Annotated in this window: 13 protein-coding genes; 6 read left to right on the forward strand and 7 right to left on the reverse strand. The window is 71.3% G+C overall.

Going from position 1 to position 16089, the window contains the following annotated elements; translation table 11 throughout:
- Window positions 1–155: 155 nt before the first annotated feature.
- The 5 genes from ACFKCF_RS26770 to ACFKCF_RS26790 all read right to left on the reverse strand — a co-directional run bounded on the left by ACFKCF_RS26770 (window position 156) and on the right by ACFKCF_RS26790 (window position 6556).
- Window positions 156–683 (reverse strand): hypothetical protein, encoded by a 528-nt coding sequence (locus tag ACFKCF_RS26770; RefSeq protein WP_394497705.1) that lies wholly within the window; start codon window positions 681–683, stop codon window positions 156–158.
- Entirely contained in the window at window positions 680–1747 is a 1068-nt protein-coding gene (locus ACFKCF_RS26775; protein WP_394497707.1) for a lytic polysaccharide monooxygenase, read from the reverse strand. Before ACFKCF_RS26775 ends, ACFKCF_RS26770 begins: the two co-directional genes overlap by 4 nt.
- Window positions 1748–1991: 244 nt before the next feature.
- Window positions 1992–3254 carry a serine/threonine-protein kinase gene (locus tag ACFKCF_RS26780; protein WP_394497709.1) on the reverse strand — a complete coding sequence of 421 codons (1263 nt, stop codon included), beginning with the start codon at window positions 3252–3254 and terminating at the stop codon, window positions 1992–1994.
- Entirely contained in the window at window positions 3241–4212 is a 972-nt protein-coding gene (locus ACFKCF_RS26785) for a LacI family DNA-binding transcriptional regulator (RefSeq protein WP_394497710.1), read from the reverse strand. Before ACFKCF_RS26785 ends, ACFKCF_RS26780 begins: the two co-directional genes overlap by 14 nt.
- Before the next feature lie 202 nt (window positions 4213–4414).
- A complete protein-coding gene (locus ACFKCF_RS26790; RefSeq protein ID WP_394497712.1) occupies window positions 4415–6556 on the reverse strand; it encodes a transglycosylase domain-containing protein in 2142 nt (713 codons plus the stop codon).
- A gap of 333 nt (window positions 6557–6889) precedes the next feature.
- Here ACFKCF_RS26790 and ACFKCF_RS26795 point away from each other — a divergent pair, with 333 nt between their 5' ends.
- The 4 genes from ACFKCF_RS26795 to ACFKCF_RS26810 are packed head-to-tail and all read left to right on the forward strand — an operon-like array spanning window position 6890 to window position 10148.
- Window positions 6890–8146, forward strand: a complete 1257-nt coding sequence (locus tag ACFKCF_RS26795) for a hypothetical protein (RefSeq protein WP_394497713.1) — start codon at window positions 6890–6892, stop codon at window positions 8144–8146.
- A complete protein-coding gene (locus tag ACFKCF_RS26800) occupies window positions 8143–9141 on the forward strand; it encodes a hypothetical protein (protein WP_394497714.1) in 999 nt (332 codons plus the stop codon). Before ACFKCF_RS26795 ends, ACFKCF_RS26800 begins: the two co-directional genes overlap by 4 nt.
- Before the next feature lie 41 nt (window positions 9142–9182).
- Window positions 9183–9704, forward strand: coding sequence for a MarR family winged helix-turn-helix transcriptional regulator (locus ACFKCF_RS26805; protein ID WP_394497715.1), 522 nt, complete (start codon window positions 9183–9185; stop codon window positions 9702–9704).
- A 42-nt stretch (window positions 9705–9746) separates the two neighbouring features.
- Window positions 9747–10148, forward strand: a complete 402-nt coding sequence (locus tag ACFKCF_RS26810; RefSeq protein WP_394497716.1) for an STAS domain-containing protein — start codon at window positions 9747–9749, stop codon at window positions 10146–10148.
- A gap of 27 nt (window positions 10149–10175) precedes the next feature.
- Here ACFKCF_RS26810 and ACFKCF_RS26815 read toward each other — a convergent pair whose 3' ends face one another.
- Window positions 10176–11582, reverse strand: a complete 1407-nt coding sequence (locus ACFKCF_RS26815) for a dihydrolipoyl dehydrogenase family protein (RefSeq protein ID WP_394497718.1) — start codon at window positions 11580–11582, stop codon at window positions 10176–10178.
- Window positions 11583–11749: 167 nt separating this feature from the next.
- On the opposite strand from ACFKCF_RS26815, the gene ACFKCF_RS26820 reads away from it, so the two are divergent.
- Window positions 11750–12838: an exo-alpha-sialidase gene (locus tag ACFKCF_RS26820; RefSeq protein WP_394497720.1), complete on the forward strand. Its 1089-nt coding sequence runs from the start codon at window positions 11750–11752 to the stop codon at window positions 12836–12838.
- A gap of 19 nt (window positions 12839–12857) precedes the next feature.
- On the opposite strand, the gene ACFKCF_RS26825 is transcribed toward ACFKCF_RS26820, so the two are convergent.
- Window positions 12858–14369 carry an IucA/IucC family protein gene (locus ACFKCF_RS26825; RefSeq protein ID WP_394497721.1) on the reverse strand — a complete coding sequence of 504 codons (1512 nt, stop codon included), beginning with the start codon at window positions 14367–14369 and terminating at the stop codon, window positions 12858–12860.
- Between the two features lie 147 nt (window positions 14370–14516).
- Between ACFKCF_RS26825 and ACFKCF_RS26830 the strand changes: the two genes are divergently transcribed.
- On the forward strand, window positions 14517–15986 hold the full coding sequence (locus ACFKCF_RS26830) for an IucA/IucC family C-terminal-domain containing protein (protein WP_394497723.1): 1470 nt from the start codon (window positions 14517–14519) through the stop codon (window positions 15984–15986).
- The last annotated feature ends 103 nt before the right edge of the window (window positions 15987–16089 follow it).

Raw genomic sequence — 16089 nt, forward strand, 5'->3', positions numbered from 1 at the left:
GCTCGGTCGCTCCGAGCGTGTCTATGGCCTCTGCTCCGCAGAGGCGGGCTCGGTCGCTCCGAGCCGTCGCCTTCCCTCGTCGCTCCGGTCGCTACGCTCCCTGCGCTCCTCAGTCCAGGCAACGGCGCTTCCTCGCCAAGACCAGGCGCCGGAGCTTACTTGGCTTGGCTTTTCACGGCCTCCGCGAAGCGTTGGCGGGCGGCGTCGATGGCGGATTCGTCCTGGAACTCGGCGAAGGCGGCCTCGTGGTAGCGGGCCGGGATGAGCCGCTTGACGCGGTCGGGATAGCCCACGCCCGGCTCCGGCACCCTGATCAGGGGAGGGATGCCGACGCGCACCGCGATCGGGCCCGCGGCCCGTACGGAGGTGGCCCAGTCGGTGCCCGCCCCGGTGACCGCGCACATGTGGTGCGCGTACACCCACTGCACCTGGACGAGGGAGGTGGCGTCGGGCGGATCGAACCCGAAGGGCTCCACGGCGCACACGACGCGCGAGTCGAAGTCGTGCCCGTGCGCGTGGTGCTCGTCGGGCGAGGACTGCTCGAGGATGAGCGTCACCTGGGCGGCGAGCTCCTGGTTCAGCTGGGACGACGGCTGGCGGGCGGCGAAAAACATCACCCCGGCCAGGGTCAGGCCGGCCAGGGTGACGAGTGCCGCGGCAAGCCCGCGACGTGACTTGATCACGGGCTGGTGCAGGTCAGGGCCGGGGCCGGGTTGGGGATCGAACCGGTGGCGTTGAAGCCGAACGTGGTGGTCGCGTTCGGCGCGAGTTGCCCGTTGTAGTTGGCGTTCTTGACCACCACGTTGGGCGGCTGCCCGGACAGCACGCCGTTCCATGGCGAGCCGTCGAAGCCCTGGCCGCCGGAGTAGGTCCACTTGACGGTCCAGCCGTTGATCGAGGAGGTGCTCGTGTTCTTCACGGTCACCTCGCCCTGGAAGTGGCCGGCCCAGCCGGTGTCGGTGGCCTTCCAGGTGGCGGTGCAGGCGCCCGGGTTGGCCGTGGGCGTCACGGTCGGGGTCACGGTCGGGGTGGCGGTGGGTGTGCTCTGGCCCGGGCCGACGCCGGTGACCTCACCCTTGCCGCCGTCGAAGACGACGTCGGAGCAGCTGTAGAAGTTCTCGTTGCTGTCGGCGCGGACCCAGTGCGTGTAGATGATGTGCCGGCCGGTCTTGCCGGACGGGAGCTGGGCGTTCCAGTAGTAGTAGTTGAGCGCGCCGGCGGGGCCGGTGTCGGGCGGGTTGGTGACGCTGCCGAACGGCTCCAGGTCGGACCACTTCAGCGGCCCGTTGGGGTTCCAGCCGTTCTTGGTGATGTAGTAGTTGAAGGCGCCGGGGTGCTTGGCCCAGTTGCTGTGCCGCATCTGGATGGTCGCGCCTGCGGTCAGGTGCGTCAGCGGCCAGTCGCTGCGCACCGCGTTGTAGGCCGAGAAGTCGTAGGGGCCGCCGGTGCCGCCGCTGCACAGCTGCCCGTCGGGGATGAATCCGGAGGTACGGCCGGCGCCGTCGGAGCGCAGCACCGCGAACCAGTTGTACAGCGGGGTCGTGCCGCTCTGCGAGACGGCCGCCGCGCACGCGGGGTTGTAGGGGATGATCTGGCCGTTCTCCCGCAGGCCGTCCTGCCAGCACAGGAACGTCCTCGCGCCGGGGAACATCGACACCCCGTGCGCCAGTGCCTGCGTGGGCACCATCAAGACAGTCGTGATCAGAACCATGACGGCGGTGATCGCCGCCGACTTGAATAACCTCATGGGGATTCCCTTGCGCTGACGACTGAGGAAACCTGCCCCACGAGCAGCCCGCCCGGCCTGCGCATTGAATCACGCGCCGCACGACCTCGACAACGGGCCGTGAAAGTTTCATTCGATCTTGGTCGTAGCCGGTGCAGGCGCTACGCTGGGAGCGCTCCCATCAGGGGATGTGGCACGCGGCGTGCTTTGCGAGGGGTACGGACCGCGTCTTAGAGGGGTACGGCGGGTGCTGCCGTACCCCTCCTCAATCCCGGTCCAGCGCGGCGTCGATGTCGTCCAGCCTGGCCTGCAGCTCGCTCAGGCAGGCGGGCGCGAGGCGTCCCTCGCCGAAGCGGTCGGACAGCTTCTGCCGCAGGTTGTCCGTCCGCGACACCGACGGGCCGTGCGGTCCCACCGCGGCGTGCAGCACCTGTTTGAGGTCCAGCACCACGTCGGCGTCGGTCGCGCCGCACGGCGTCCTGGCCTCCAGCACCGTATTGAAGCCGTTCACGGCCTGCTCGATGGTGCTCGCCGTGGCCGGCGTGCTCTCGATCAGCCTGGCGGTCGGCGACGTCTTGACCGCCACCTCCGGCAGCGGCTGCTGTGGCGGTTGTTGCTGCTGCTGGAGCCCCGTCTGCTGGAACCACAGCAGGGCCGAGAGCGCGACGGCCGCCGAACCGGCGACCGTGAGGCCGCGTCTCACGTGCCGCCCGAGGCTCGCCGCACCGAGCGCGGAGGTGAGCGCCGAGACGATCTCGGCCGCGGTCGGCCGCCGTTCCGGCCGGTCCGCCAGGCAGCGCTGGCAGAGCGAGGCCACGGAGTACGGCACGCCGGCGACGCGCGGCGGGGGATACGTCCTGCGCGCCGCCTCGATCTCCTCCCACGTCGTCTCTGGGTACGGCGTTCGCCCGGTGAGCATGGCGTGCAGCAGCACGCCGAGGGCGTACACGTCGACCGCGGGATGGGTCGGCGCGCCGAGCAGCCGTTCGGGGGCGACGTAGGGAGGGGTGCCGCGGTCGTCGTCGGGGTCACCGGCCCAGGCCGCGATGCCGAAGTCGAGCAGCTTGGGCCCGTCGGCGGTGAGCAGCACGTTCTCGGCCGTGACGTCCCTGTGGACCAGGCCGCGGGCGTGCCCGGCCATCAGGACCCGGGCCAGCCGAAGCGCGATGGCCGCGGCCTCGGTCCACGGCAGCGGCCCCTGCTCGATGCGCTCGGCCAGCGGCGTGCCGTCGAGCAGCGGCATCACCACGTAGGCGGCGACACCGCCGTTCGTGGTGACGGTCTCGCCGTAGTCGTAGATGTCGATGGAGTCGGGATGGATGAACCGGGCGGCGGCGCGCGCCTCGCTGCGGGCGCTGATGCGCTCGCAGCCGCCGGCATGAAGTGAGGCGGTGAGCACCTTGACGGCGATCATCCGGTGCAGCGACTGGTCGAAGGCACGCCAGATGACCGACATGCCCCCGCGGGCCAGCGGATCCAGCAACAGATACCTGCGGGCCAGTATGTCCCCCGGCTCAAGCCGACTCACGGACGACCAGTTCCGTAGGGAGTACGGGGTCGATCCCCGCGGCCCCCGTCAGGAGCAGCCGGGTGGCGACGGTGGCGAGCTCCTCGACGGGCTGGCGGATGGTGGTCAGAGCCGGGACGGTGTGCCTGGCGACCGGGGCGTCGTCGAACCCGATCACCGCCACGTCCGCCGGCACCTTGCGCCCGGCCCTGCGCAGTGCCTGGATCGCGCCTGCCGCCATCAGGTCCGAGGCGACGAAGACGGCGTCCAGACCTGGGGCGTGGCGTAACAGCCACTGCATGGCGTGGGTGCCGGAGGCCGCGGTGAAGTCCCCGTAGGCCACGGGCACGTCGGGCGCGCCGGCCGCCTGCAGGGTGCGTACCAGGCCCTCTAATCGGTCGCGCGCGCCGGGTAAGGACGGTGGCCCGCCGATGGCGGCGACGTTTCGGCGGCCGGATAACAGGAAGTGCTCCGCCGCCTGGCGGCCGCCGTCGAGGTTGTCCACGTCGGCGTACGGGAGTTTGAGGTCGTGTGGCGGGCGGCCGATGTTGCGGACCGGGACGCCCGAGGTGGACAACTTGATCGCCAGCGGATGGCGCTCACGCGCGCCCACGATCAGCACCGCACCGGACAACACGGGCAGTACGGACGACGTGGGCGTGACAGTGGTCACCATGAGGTGGGTGCCGTGTTCGGCGATCACGGCTCCTGCGGCGGACAGGAGACGTGCGTAGTAGGGCTCGGAGAACAGGCGTGGGAGGTGGTCGCAGATCACCACCGTGACGCCGTCGGCCATGGTCTTGGCGGCCGTTCCCCGGGGGGCTCGTTGGCGGACGTATCCCATTCGGGACACGGCGTCGTAGACTTGCCGGCGGGTCGAGGTACTGACCCGCACCGAGCCCGTGAGGACTCGAGATGCGGTCGCGGGGGAAACCCCTGCAGCGGCCGCCACCTGTGCCAGTGTGGGCTGCTCGGTCATGGAGCACCTCGCGGAAAAGATCCTGGGAGCGCTCCCACGTTACCAATGTTTCGTCGCTGTTAATAGGGCCTTTGCTGGGAGTGCGTCCCACTGTACGGACGCACTCCGAATTTGCTCAGCTAGAGGCCCTGTTAACCGACAGTTGTTTTTGTGCCGAACGTTGATCACGCAATATTTGCGTGTCTGTTTTCGCCGTATCCGGTCATTGGGTCACCGTTGTGCCGATCTGCGCCTCGTCGAGTCCGCCGTCCGTGTCGTCCGGCTGGGGGCGCACCGGCTGCTGGGGCTGGCAGCTCGACCCGCAGCCGCCGAAGCGCGCGGTGTTCACCGGGGTGAAGTCCGTCGCCGGGATGCCCTTGAGCGCGGACAGCATGGTGTCCTTCCAGATCGGCCCGGGGATGGAGGCCCCGAAGACCGAGCTGTAGTATCGGCCGCCGATGGTGATGTTGTTCAGCTTGTGCGTCACCGCGCCGCGCGGGTCGCCGATGCTGACCGCTCCCGCGAGGTCGGGGGTGAACCCGGCGAACCAGGCGGTGGACTGCTCGTCCGTGGTGCCGGTCTTGCCGGCGGCCGGCCGGCCGATGCCGCCGACGCCCTTCATCGTGCCCTTGGTGAACACGCCGGAAAGGATGCTGGAGGCGGCGTCGGCGACCTCCGGGTCGAGCGCCTGCTTGCACTTGGGCTTGTAGTTCGTGACCTTGCCGTCACGGTCCTTGATCGAGGAGATGGCCATCGGCTCGCAGTATTTGCCGCGCGCGCCGATCGCGGCGTACGCGTTGGCCACGGTCACCGGGTCCATCTCGTTGATGCCGAGCGTGAACGTCTCGTACTCCTGCAGGGGCAGCCCGTCGGAGCGCTCGATGCCCAGTGACTTGGCCGTCTTGACCACGTTGCACAGGCCCACCTTCTGCTCCAGCGCCATGAAGAAGGTGTTGACCGAGCCCCAGGTGCCGGTGGCCAGCGACTTGAAGCCACCGCCGCCGCCCTCGGCGTTGGTGACGGTGAAGCTGGGCTCGCCCATGTTCTGGCCCTTGCAGTTCTTGAACGACCAGTAGGCGGGGGCGCGGTAGCCGCTGCCCACCGAGATCCCGTCATTGATCTTCATGCCCTGCTTGAGGGCGGTGAGCAGGGTGAACGTCTTGAACGTCGAGCCCGCCTGGAAGCCGGTGCCGCCGCCGTGCACCGCGTTGGCGACGAGGTTGTAGGACATCTCGTTCTTGCGCTTGTTGGTGCCGTACTTGCGGCTGGCGGCCATGGCCTTGATCGCGCCCGTGCCCGGCTGGACGAGCGCCTCGGAGGCGACCGGGTTGTCGGAGGCGTGCACGTGCTTCTTGATGGCCTGCTCGGCGGCCTTCTGCATCTTCGGGTCGATCGTGGTCTGGATGGTCAGGCCGCCCCGGTTGAGGAACTGGGTCCTGGCCTTCTTCGTCTTGCCGAAGTCCGAGTTGCTGAGGATCTCGTTGCGGACGTACATGCAGAAGTACGGGTAGTCGCTGGCCTCGCAGCCGCCCGGCAGCGGGGTGCCCTTGTAGCCGAGCTTGGTGGCCTTGGCCTCGGTGGCCTGCTCCGGCGTGATCTTCTTCAGCTCGGCCATCCGGTCGAGCACGACGTTGCGCCGGGACAGCAGCCGCTCCTTGAACTCCTTGCCGCGGCTGGGGTCGGTCTGGAGCGGGTCCTGCACGGCGCCGGCCAAGGTGGCGGCCTGGGGCAGGGTCAGGTCGGCGGCCTTCACTCCGAAGAAGCGCTTGGCGGCCGCCTCGATGCCGTAGGCCCGGGCGCCGAAGTACGCGATGTTCAGGTATTTCTCGAGGATCTCGTTCTTGGTGTACTTCTCCTCGATCGCCATCGCGTACCGCAGCTCGTTGAGCTTGCGGGCGTAGCTGGCCTCGAGGGCCGCGTTCTTCTCCTTGGTGGTGCTGGCCGAGTTGAGCAGCACCTGCTTGACGTACTGCTGGGTGATGGACGAGCCTCCCTGGGCGATGCCGCCCGAGGTGAGGTTCTTGGCCAGGGCGCGGATGGTGCCCTCGATGTCGATCGGGCCGTGCTCGTAGAAGCGGTAGTCCTCGATCGAGATGATGGCCGTCTTCATGATCTCGGCGATGTCGTCGAGCTTGACGTTCTCGCGGTACTCCTCGTAGAACGTCGCGATCGGCTTGCCCTTGACGTCGAGCACCGTCGTCTTCTCCGCGAGGGGCGGCTCCTTGAGGTCCCGCGCTTTGAGGCCCAGGTCCTCAGATGCCGAGACGAACATCGCTCCGGTGCCTCCGACCGCGGGCAGCGCGATGGCCGCGGCCACTACACCAGCCGCTGCCGCCGCCCCGGTCAGGCGCGCGATACTCGACATACGGGAACCCATGGTGGTAAAACCTCCCCCTCGTGGCATTAGGGTGCATCCTAAACCCCGCCATGACGTGCTCTCGGTAAAAGCTTGGACGCCGCTTGAGGCGGTTTTGTTCGCGCGGGAAGCGGGATTTTTCCGGCTCTGGCCTCGTAACGCCGGATCGTGCTGGGTGGGGCGCCTGTGGCACGTGTGACGATCTTCAGTTTCTGCCAGGTGCGGGCAAAGAAGCGTGTTGACGCGGGGGTGGGCGTCCGCCCGTCTGGCAATGTCTGTTTCCTGCCGGTCGTGGTGGGGGGACTTATGCGTCGTGTCGGAGATGGCGAGCATTTCGATCGGTTGCTCGCCGCTGCGAGGACATATTGGGGCGAGAGCCCCAGCGGTGAGAGCTGCGTCGTGGCCGAGGCGTTCGACCAGGACATCAGAGTCGTGGTACGGACGCTCATGGTCGCGAAGGCGGTTTGCGAGCTGCTCTCTGCGCGGCTGTTCGCGCTGGTCGAGCCGGAATGGCGGAGGCTGGCGGAGATGTTCGGGGCCGAGGGGGACGGGCGGCCGCGGGTGCCGCCGGCCGCCCTGGTCACCAGCCGGGCGGATCCGTACGTCACCAGGGACATCCCGGTCGTGCACGTCCACGGGACGGGGTCGCTGAAGGCGTACGCGATCTTCCCCGACCAGGGGCCCTGCTCCTTCCGCGAGGAGCTGCCCGCCAGGGTGGGCGCGTTCTTCGAGCGGCACGTCTGGCCGTACCGGGACACGATCAGGCCGGGCGCGGAGCGGACGGCCTGGCGGGCCAAGAGCGGCTACCAGATCCGCACGGAGACCGAGCGCCGCCAGCTGCGCGACTACGGCTGCGCCCGCCTGGGCCTGGACCCGAAGCGGCCGACCATCGCGGTCTTCGGCCACACGCCGGGGGAGGACACCGAGCTGTTCCAGTCGACGGTGGACTTCGCCTCGTCGGACCCGTCGGCGAACTGGCTGTTCCTCGACCCCGTCGGCTACCCGCACTCCCGCGTGCGCTGCGTGACGGGCGCCCTGTCCACGAACCTCCTGTGGAGCATGGCGGACGTGTGCGTCACGTTCGGCGACAGCGACCTGCCCGCGTTCGGCATCCCGGTCGTCCAGGCGGGCTGGTCGGTGGGGAGCGCCTGCGGCGGCACGTACGTGGCACGCGACCCGTCGGACATCCGCCTGTGGCTGGACGAGGCCATCGCCAAGCACGAGAAGGGCGAGTCCATCCTCGAGCCCGAGCAGCGCGACCGCGCCCGCCTGTGGCTCTGGCTGCGTCGCTGCGGCGCGGACGTGCCCACCCAGCTCCTGCCGCACTGGGAGTACGGCGTCGACTACGCGCGGGCGCTGGCCGTCAACCTGTGGCACGTGGAGCGCGACGGCGACCCTCTCTACAGCGCGGTCGCCCGCATGTGGACCAGGCGCGAACCCATGCTCACGCGGTTCGACTTCCACGACCCGGCGGGGCCGTTCATCAGGAACACCTTTGATCGGTTCCCGCGGTTCGGCGATGTCGTCCGTCACGACGAAGACCCCATGAGCAGCTTCCACGAGCCGGAAGAGTCGTCATTCACGAGGAGTACCCCATGAGCACCCCAGGATCCGCCACCGAGCTGGACCAGCTGATCCTCCCCGCGATCCCGCCCGTCCACGTGCGCAGCGGCCAGATCGCCGCGCTGCAGGTGACCGACAGGCTGCAGCGGGGCAGCTCGATCGTGGGCAGGTTCGAGACCTCGGGGCTGGCCGGGTTCAAGGTCTCGGCGCAGGGGCGCCCGCTGCGGGTGCTGGTGTCGCTGTCGACCGACGAGCGGTCCGCGAGCGGCTGGTGCGCCGGCAAGACCGACGTGGTCGTCCCGCAGCCGCGCCTGGTTCAGGTGCGCTCCCAGGGGCGGCTGCGCCAGTGCGTGCTGCTCAAGGGGCGGCGGGCGCACGCCCAGGTGGCCTTCGACCTGACGGCGGAGGAGATCCCCGACGACGGGCTGATCTGCGTCGAGGTGCTCGACATCATGGAGGGCGACGGGGTCTCCGAGGAGGTGCGCCAGGCCGTGTCGGGGCACGTCGTGGCCGACGGTGTGGCCGGGCTGCGGCTGGACAAGGTGGTGTTCGAGGAGCCGCCGGCGGTGGACTTCGACCCCGACACGCTCGACGGGTTGCGCTGCGAGGTGTCCTCGCTGATCAGCGCGGGCGGCCTGGCCAACCGCGGCCGGCAGGGCACGCGCGTGCTGCGCGCGGGCATGTTCGTGGTCAACCCGGTGCTGAAGGACACGTTCGGGTCGAGCGGCCGCGTCACGCTCAGGCTGGGCACGAAGGCGGAGCCGGCCAGCCTCATTCCCGCGACGTGGCGGCGGGTCAACAGCGAGCTGCGCTGGATGCGCCACGCGACCAGGAAGCTGCTGGGCATCGCGGCGCCGCCGGTGGAGCGCGTCTTCAGCATCAGGGACGGGGACGTGGGGCTGCCCGAGCAGCGCACGGACGGCAACATCACCGAGCTCACGCTGCCCAGCCCCACGAACTCTCCGTACCTGGTGGTCATGGGGCAGTGCCTGGGCGCGGTGCCGACGCTGGAGTCGGGCGTCGCGCACTAGTACGGGTGTGAACTATCCCTGCTCGAATAAACTGCGGGGTCATGGGCGACGCGGTCGAGAGGATCATCGAGGAGTGGCGACGCGAGCGGCCTGACCTCGACCTGACGGCCATGGGCGTTTTCGGGCGGCTTGCCCAGGTGATGCGCGTCCTGGAGCCGCGGGTCGACCGGGTTCTCACCGAGCGCGGGCTGCGGCAGGGGGAGTTCGACGTGCTGGCGGCGCTGCGCCGGGCCGGGCCGCCGTACACGCTGATCCCGTCGGAGCTGTCGGCGGTGCTGATGATGTCCCGGGCCGGCATGACCAACCGGCTCGACCGGCTGGAGGCGGCGGGGCTGGTCGAGCGCAGCCTCGACCCCGCCGATCGGCGCAGCTTCCACGTCCGGCTGACCGACGAGGGCCTGCGGACCATCGACGAGACGCTCACCGAGCACGCCGCCAACCTGGCCCACCTGGCCTCTCCGCTCACCCCCGAGGACACCGAGACGCTCGCCGCGATCCTGCGCAAGCTGCTGGACGGGCCGCTCGGTCAGCCGGAGCTCCTAAAAAATAGCGATAATCCGTGATATCGCCGCTCAGAGGGCAGTCGTCCTTAGGTGAGGAACGGCTTGTACATCGAGACGATCCGGCACCTCCATTGCACGGTCTTGCGCGCCGGGGGCGAGCTCGACCACGCGGGCCGGGTTCGCTTCAGCGCCTGCATCAAAGCGGTGTGGGACTGGAGCGTGGGTCCTGTGCTCGTATTCGATCTTGCTGATCTGGATTTTTACGACTCGTCCGTCATTGGGGTGCTGGCGATGGCGATGCAGCGGATGGAGGAGCAGGGGAGTGGCCGGATCATCCTGGTCCGGCCTTCGGACCACCTGCTGTCGGTGCTGCGGCTGACCGACCTGCTGTCGCGGGTGGAGCTGCGGGAGAGCGTCGAGGAGACGGTGGCGGAGCTGATGCTGCACGACGCAGCCCGCGGCTCCCCGCACCCGCGCTTCTCGACCCCCGGTCCCCGCCCCTGACCCCACCCGCTCCCGGTGGCGCGGGGATCAGAGGCCGTACGCCTCGAGCAGGCGCAGCCACACCTCGCTGACCGTCGGGAAGGACGGGACCGCGTGCCAGAGGCGCTCCAGCGGCACCTCGGCCGTCACCGCGATCGTGGCGCCGTGCAGCAGCTCGGCCGTGCCCGGCCCGACGAACGTGACGCCGAGCAGCACCTTCCTGTCCTCGTCCACCACGGCCCTGGCCCGGCCCCGGTAGCCGTCGCCCAGCAGGTAAGCCCCGGTGACCGACCCCAGCTCGTAGTCCACCACGCGCACCCGGAACCCGTCCTCCCGGGCCGCCGCCTCGGTCCTGCCGACCGCGCAGACCTGCGGGTCGGTGAAGACGACCTGCGGCGCGCCGAACCCGCCCGCCAGGTCCCGCATCGCGGGCAGCTCGTCGCCACGCGCCCGCGCGGCGATCACGTCACCGCAGACCCTGGCCTGGTACTTGCCCATGTGGGTGAGCAGCACGCGCCCGTTGACGTCGCCGACCGCGTACAGCCAGCCGTCGGCCACGCCGGTCGCCCGCATGCTGTCGTCCACCTCGACGTACTTCCCGTCGGCCAGGCCGACCGTGCCCAGCCCGAGGTCGCCGGTCGCGGGCCGGCGGCCGGTCGCGACCAGCAGCTCGTCGGCCTCCACCGGGGGTCCCTCGGACAGGTGGACCGTCACCTTCCCGCCGCGTTCGGGGCGCTCGATCCTGGCGGCGTCGGTGCGGGTGCGCACCTCGATGCCCGCCTCCGCGAACGACTCGGCCAGCAGCTCTCCCGCGAACGGCTCCATCCTGGCCAGCAGCCCGCCGCCGCGTACCAGCACGGTCGTCTGCCGCGCGCCGAGCCCGTGCATGGCCTGGGCCATCTCACAGGCGACCACGCCCCCGCCGAGCACCGCCAGCCGCTCGGGGACGGAGCGCGCGGCGGTCACCTCATGACTGGTCCAGGGCTCCGCCTCGACCAGTCCGGGGACCGGGGGGAGCGCCGCCGTGCTGCCGGTGGCCAGGACGACGGCCTGCCGGGCCGTCAGCACCCGTTCGCCGCCGTCCTCGGTGGTGACGCGGACGCGCTTGGGGCCGTCGAGCCGCCCGTGCCCGCGTACGAACTCGGCCGGCACGCCCTCGACCCACCCCACCTGCCCGGAGTCGTTGTAGTTGGAGACGGCCTCGTCGCGCCGGGCCAGCACGGCCTCCACGTCGACGGGCCCCAGCGTCAGCCCGGGGACCCGCGCCACCTCGCCCATCAGGTCGACCGGCCGCAGCAGCGCCTTGCTCGGGACGCACGCCCAGTAGGAGCACTCGCCGCCGGCCAGCCGCTCCTCGACGATCGCCGCGGTCAGACCGCCGCGGACGGCCCGGTCCACGACGTTCTCACCGGCGGGACCGGCACCGATCACGATGACATCGAACTCGTCAGCCACCACGCCTCCAGAAGCACTCGCCTATGAGGTGAACTCTTTCATGCCGCCCGCCCGGCCATGCCGGGACCAGGCCGGTCGGGCGGCCCCTCTGTCGCTTACATCCCTCCTCCACCGCCCGTCACACTCGTCTTCACGTCTCGTTCACCCGGCGGCCGTAGCGTGCCCGCATGGCGGATCGTTACCCGACGTCGGTGCCGTACCGGCAGCGGACGGACGGCTACCACACGTACCGGATCCCGGCGGCGGTGGTGACGAAGGCGGGCACCGTGCTGGCGTTCGCGGAGGGGCGGCACGCCTCTGCCGGGGACTCCGGCCACATCGACGTCGTGCTCAGGCGTTCCACGGACGGCGGCAGGACCTGGGGCGCGCTGCAGGTGATCGCCACGGAGCCGCGCCGGGGCACCGCGGGCAACCCCGCGCCCGTGGCGCTGGCCGACGGGCGGGTCGTGCTGGTCTTCGTCAGGCAGGGACCGCAGGCCACCGAGGACAAGATCCGGCGCGGCCAGGTGGCGGCGGCCGACGGGCGGCGGGTGTTCGTGCAGGTCAGCTCGGACGACGGGGTCACGTGGCAGGCGCCGCGCGAGATCACCGGCAGCGTGAAGCGCGCCGAGTGGCGCTGGTACGCGACCGCTCCCGGGCACGCCGTCGCGCTGCGCAGCGGGCGGATCGTGGTGCCCGCCAACCACTCGCTGCCGCCCGGCGGGTCCGACAACGGGACTGAAGGCAAGTACAACGGAGGCCACGGGCTGCTGAGCGACGACGGCGGCCAGACCTGGCGCATCGGCTACGTCGACGACAATCCGGACGGCTACGTCAACGTCAACGAGACCACGGCCACCGAGCTGCCGGACGGGCGCCTCTACCTCAACACGCGCACCGAGTCCACGGCCCCCGGCACCAGGGCCGACGCCTACTCGGCCGACGGCGGCCAGACCCTCCTGCTGCCCTTCAGGCCCCAGGCGGGGCTGACGGGGCCGGTGGTGGAGGGCAGCACGCTGTGGTGCTCGTCGCCGGACGTGCTGCTGTTCTCGGGGCCGGCCGCTCCGGACGCGCGGGCGCTGATGACGGTACGCGCCAGCGACGACCTGGGCGTGACCTGGCGGGTCGCGCACACGGTGTCGGGGCTGCCGGCGGCCTACTCCGACCTGGTCCGGGTGGACGGGGACACGGTGGGCCTGCTGTTCGAGACCGGCGACTTCGGCCCGTACGAGAGCATCGCCTTCCGCCGCCTCCCCGTCGCCGAACTCGCCCCCTGATCCGACAAGCGCTGAGCCGTCACGCGCCGAGCGGGTTGGGCAGCCTGGTCCAGCTGTCGCCGGGCGGCGCGCCCTCCAAGCGGCTGAGCAGGTGCGCCTTGACCGTGAGGTGCGGGCCGAACAGGACCCCGCGGTCCTCGGCGCACACGAGCTCGCCGGACGCGTCGCGCGCGGCGGCGGCCACGAGGTCCCAGAGGCGGGACTCGGCGGCCCGGTCGCCCTGGCAGAACAGCGCGATCAGGCTGCCGAACGTGGTGCCGACGAGCCCGCCGAAGAGCTTGGCGTGCAGCGTCCCGGGGTCGTCGGTGAGCAGCCGGGCGCTGACCGGCGGGACCTCGATCCCGTGGCGGGCGAGCCTGGCGGGGCTGATCCGGACGTCGGCCAGGTCCCGGTAGACCAGCCGGCACGGGAGGCCGTCCCGGTCGAGCTCGACCAGCAGGTTCTGGCCGTGCGCCTCGAGCGCCACGCCGAGCGCCAGCAGGCCCAGGGTGTCCCTCCAGACCAGGCGGGCGAACGCGGCCAGCCAGGCCGCCGGGTCCCGCACCGTCGCGCGGGTGACGGCGCCGACGGGGATCGCGCCCCCGGCCGGCTCGCGGAGCATGGCCGACACGTCGGGGCTGTGCTCGCCGTCGACCTTCCCGGCGGCGCCGGCCAGGTAGCGGGCGATGCCGAGCCGCCCGCCCAGCCGGGCGGACAGGGTGGAGAGCAGGTCCGACAGGTGGACGCAGTCGCGGACCGAGCCGGGGGAGATGTCCCTGACGCCGGAGGTCATCCGGGTGCTGAACGCCGTCTTGACGTGCGGGCCGCCGTCGAGGGGGGCGAGGGTGCGTACGGACATCAGCGGGCGGGCCGGGACGGCGGCCGTGACGTGCGGTCGCAGGCCCAGCGCGGGCAGGACGTGGGCGCTCTGCCAGGGGTGCACGGGCAGCAGCAGCCGGTCGCCGTCCGTGAGTGCGGCCGGCCACGGGCCCGAGACCAGGCAGTTCGCGGCGGGCAGCGCGAGCAGGTCCAGGTGGACGACGGCGCGGTGCTCCGGCATGTAGGCGAGCTGCTCAGCCACGGAGACGCCGGGGCGGCTGCGGCAGCCAGGGTGGTACGGATGGCCGTCCACCACGCTCTGCTCGTACTCCTCCGGGGTGGCCGGGACGCGGGCGGGCTCCGCGCGGGACAGCGCCAGCGAGGCCACGCTGTTGTCCAGGTCCTCGACCAGCCCGGCGGTGCCGGGCAGGCCGAGGGCGGCCAGCAGCTCGGCGGGGTGGGTGTGGGGATGGCCGTCCAGCCAGAGCGCCGGCTCGCCGCCGAGGTCGTACGGCTCCCGCGCCCGCCCGGTGAGCACGCGGCCGTCCGCCAGCGCGACGCGGGCCTGTCCCCGCCTGCCCGCGAGCCCGGGGAGCGGTTCGTGCAGGAGGCTGCGCCAGAGGCGGCCGAGGACGGCGGCCCGCGCGTCCGGGAGGGCCGCGAGGTACGCCGCCGACAGATCCGGGCGCACCAGGGAAAGGTCGGCCGCGAATTCCGCCTCCCAACGCCTCATAATTCCCACCATTTCCAGAAAACACGCCCAGTGGCTACCCTGTTGGCACCAATAGGGACAAAGGGTAGGGATAAGGTCGCCATGGCACCTACCGACGGCCTTCTTCCTCTCCCGCGAGAGGCATGGACAGACGCCGCGGACCTCGCGATGACGGCACTGCTCAACTGCCTGATCCGCGAAGTGGCCCGGCCCGCGTGCGCCGGCGCCTTCCTGCTGCCCGCGACCGCCCAGCTCCTCCGCGTCGCCGGCGGGCGGTTCCCGGACCGGGCCGAGCAGCGGACTCCCGGCGGCTGGCGCCCGCTCTCCCTGGACGACCTGGTCGCGCTGACCGCCGCCGAACTGCGCGCGGGGACAGGGGTCGACAATGACACGCTGCCCGCCGAGATCATGCACAGCCGGGACGTCATGGCCGCCCTGCTGGCCGCCAGGCGGGCCGCGACGCCGCCCGCGGACCTCTTCCTGCGTTCCGAACAGGCTCTGGTCGCGGGCCATCGCTACCACCCCGCACCCAAGGCCCGCGGCGGGTCCGGTCCCGGGGCCTGGCTCCCGTACTCTCCGGAGGCGTACGCGAGGTTCGCGCTGCCGCTGTTCGGCGTGCCGGCCGAGCAGCTGGTGGAGGTGGGGGAGGCCGGCGCCCTCGACCGGCTGGGACCGCCTCCCGGCGGCGGCCTGGCCCTGCTGCCCGCTCATCCCTGGCAGGTGGAGCTGCTGGGCGGCCCGCCGCTGCGCCACGTGGGCGTCGCCCGGGTCCTCGCGGCGCCGACCTCGTCGATCCGTACGGTGTACCTGCCCGAGCTGGACCTGTTCTGCAAGTTCAGCCTGGACGTGCGGATCACGAACGACATCCGGCGGCTGTGGCTGCGCGACCTCAACAGGCTGGCCGTGGTCGCCGAGGTCGTCGGACAGGCGTTCGACGACCTGCCTGACCACGTGGCGCGGCCCGCCGTGCTGCGCGACCGCGGCTACCGCAGCGCCGAGCTGGACGGGGACGGCGGGGAGGCGCTGGCGGTGATCGTCCGCGACGGGTTGCGCGAACACGTGCGCCCGGGGCTGACGGTGCTGCTCGCGGCGGGAATCAGCGAGGGTTTCCCCGGCAACCCGCTCGACGGGCTGGGCGAGGAACTGGCGCTGGTGTGGTGGGAACGGTACCTCGACCACGTGGTGCCCCCGCTCCTGCACGCCTATTTCCGCCATGGGGTCGTGCTGGAGTGCCACCTGCAGAACGTGCTGATCGCGGTGGACGAGCGCGGGCTTCCCGCGCAGGCCGTCTTCCGCGACCACGAGGGGGTCAAGCTCGTCGCGGAGCGGCACCCGTCGCTGAAGGGCGTCGGGAGCGCGCGGGCGTGGGAGCGGCTGGTGTACTGCCTGGTGACCAACAACCTCTGCGAGATCGCGGGAGCCCTGGCCGAGCGCCATCCGGGACTGCGGGGCGAGCTGTGGGCACGGGCCAGGACGGTGTTCACGGGGTGCGGCAAGGATCACGGGGATCCGGACGAGCTACGCGATCTGCTGGCCGCCACCCACATCCCGGCCAAGGCCAACCTGCTCCTGCGCTGGCTGAACGCCGGGGGCGGCGACATGCGAGGCGTGGCCGTCCCCAACCCCCTGGCCCAGTGACCCGACGCCGGGCGCCCGCCCCCTACAGCGGCGCTGCGGGATCTTTTCCACGGAAGGCGGGCGGGGGCGCATAGCGGGGTGGCGGGGAGGCGTCTGAGAGGGT

Origin of the sequence: Nonomuraea sp. JJY05, from assembly GCF_043496855.1 — a bacterium.
Classification (GTDB): Bacteria; Actinomycetota; Actinomycetes; order Streptosporangiales; family Streptosporangiaceae; genus Nonomuraea.

Bases quoted from the DNA above. Each gene is read 5' to 3' on its own strand.
- ACFKCF_RS26805 (WP_394497715.1), top strand. From the start codon at position 9,183: ATGGGCGACGCGGTCGAGAGGATCATCGAGGAGTGGCGACGCGAGCGG.
- ACFKCF_RS26820 (WP_394497720.1), top strand. From the start codon at position 11,750: ATGGCGGATCGTTACCCGACGTCGGTGCCGTACCGGCAGCGGACGGAC.
- ACFKCF_RS26800 (WP_394497714.1), top strand. From the start codon at position 8,143: ATGAGCACCCCAGGATCCGCCACCGAGCTGGACCAGCTGATCCTCCCC.
- ACFKCF_RS26790 (WP_394497712.1), bottom strand. From the start codon at position 6,556: ATGTCGAGTATCGCGCGCCTGACCGGGGCGGCGGCAGCGGCTGGTGTA.
- ACFKCF_RS26825 (WP_394497721.1), bottom strand. From the start codon at position 14,369: ATGAGGCGTTGGGAGGCGGAATTCGCGGCCGACCTTTCCCTGGTGCGC.
- ACFKCF_RS26830 (WP_394497723.1), top strand. From the start codon at position 14,517: ATGACGGCACTGCTCAACTGCCTGATCCGCGAAGTGGCCCGGCCCGCG.
- ACFKCF_RS26785 (WP_394497710.1), bottom strand. From the start codon at position 4,212: ATGACCGAGCAGCCCACACTGGCACAGGTGGCGGCCGCTGCAGGGGTT.
- ACFKCF_RS26775 (WP_394497707.1), bottom strand. From the start codon at position 1,747: ATGAGGTTATTCAAGTCGGCGGCGATCACCGCCGTCATGGTTCTGATC.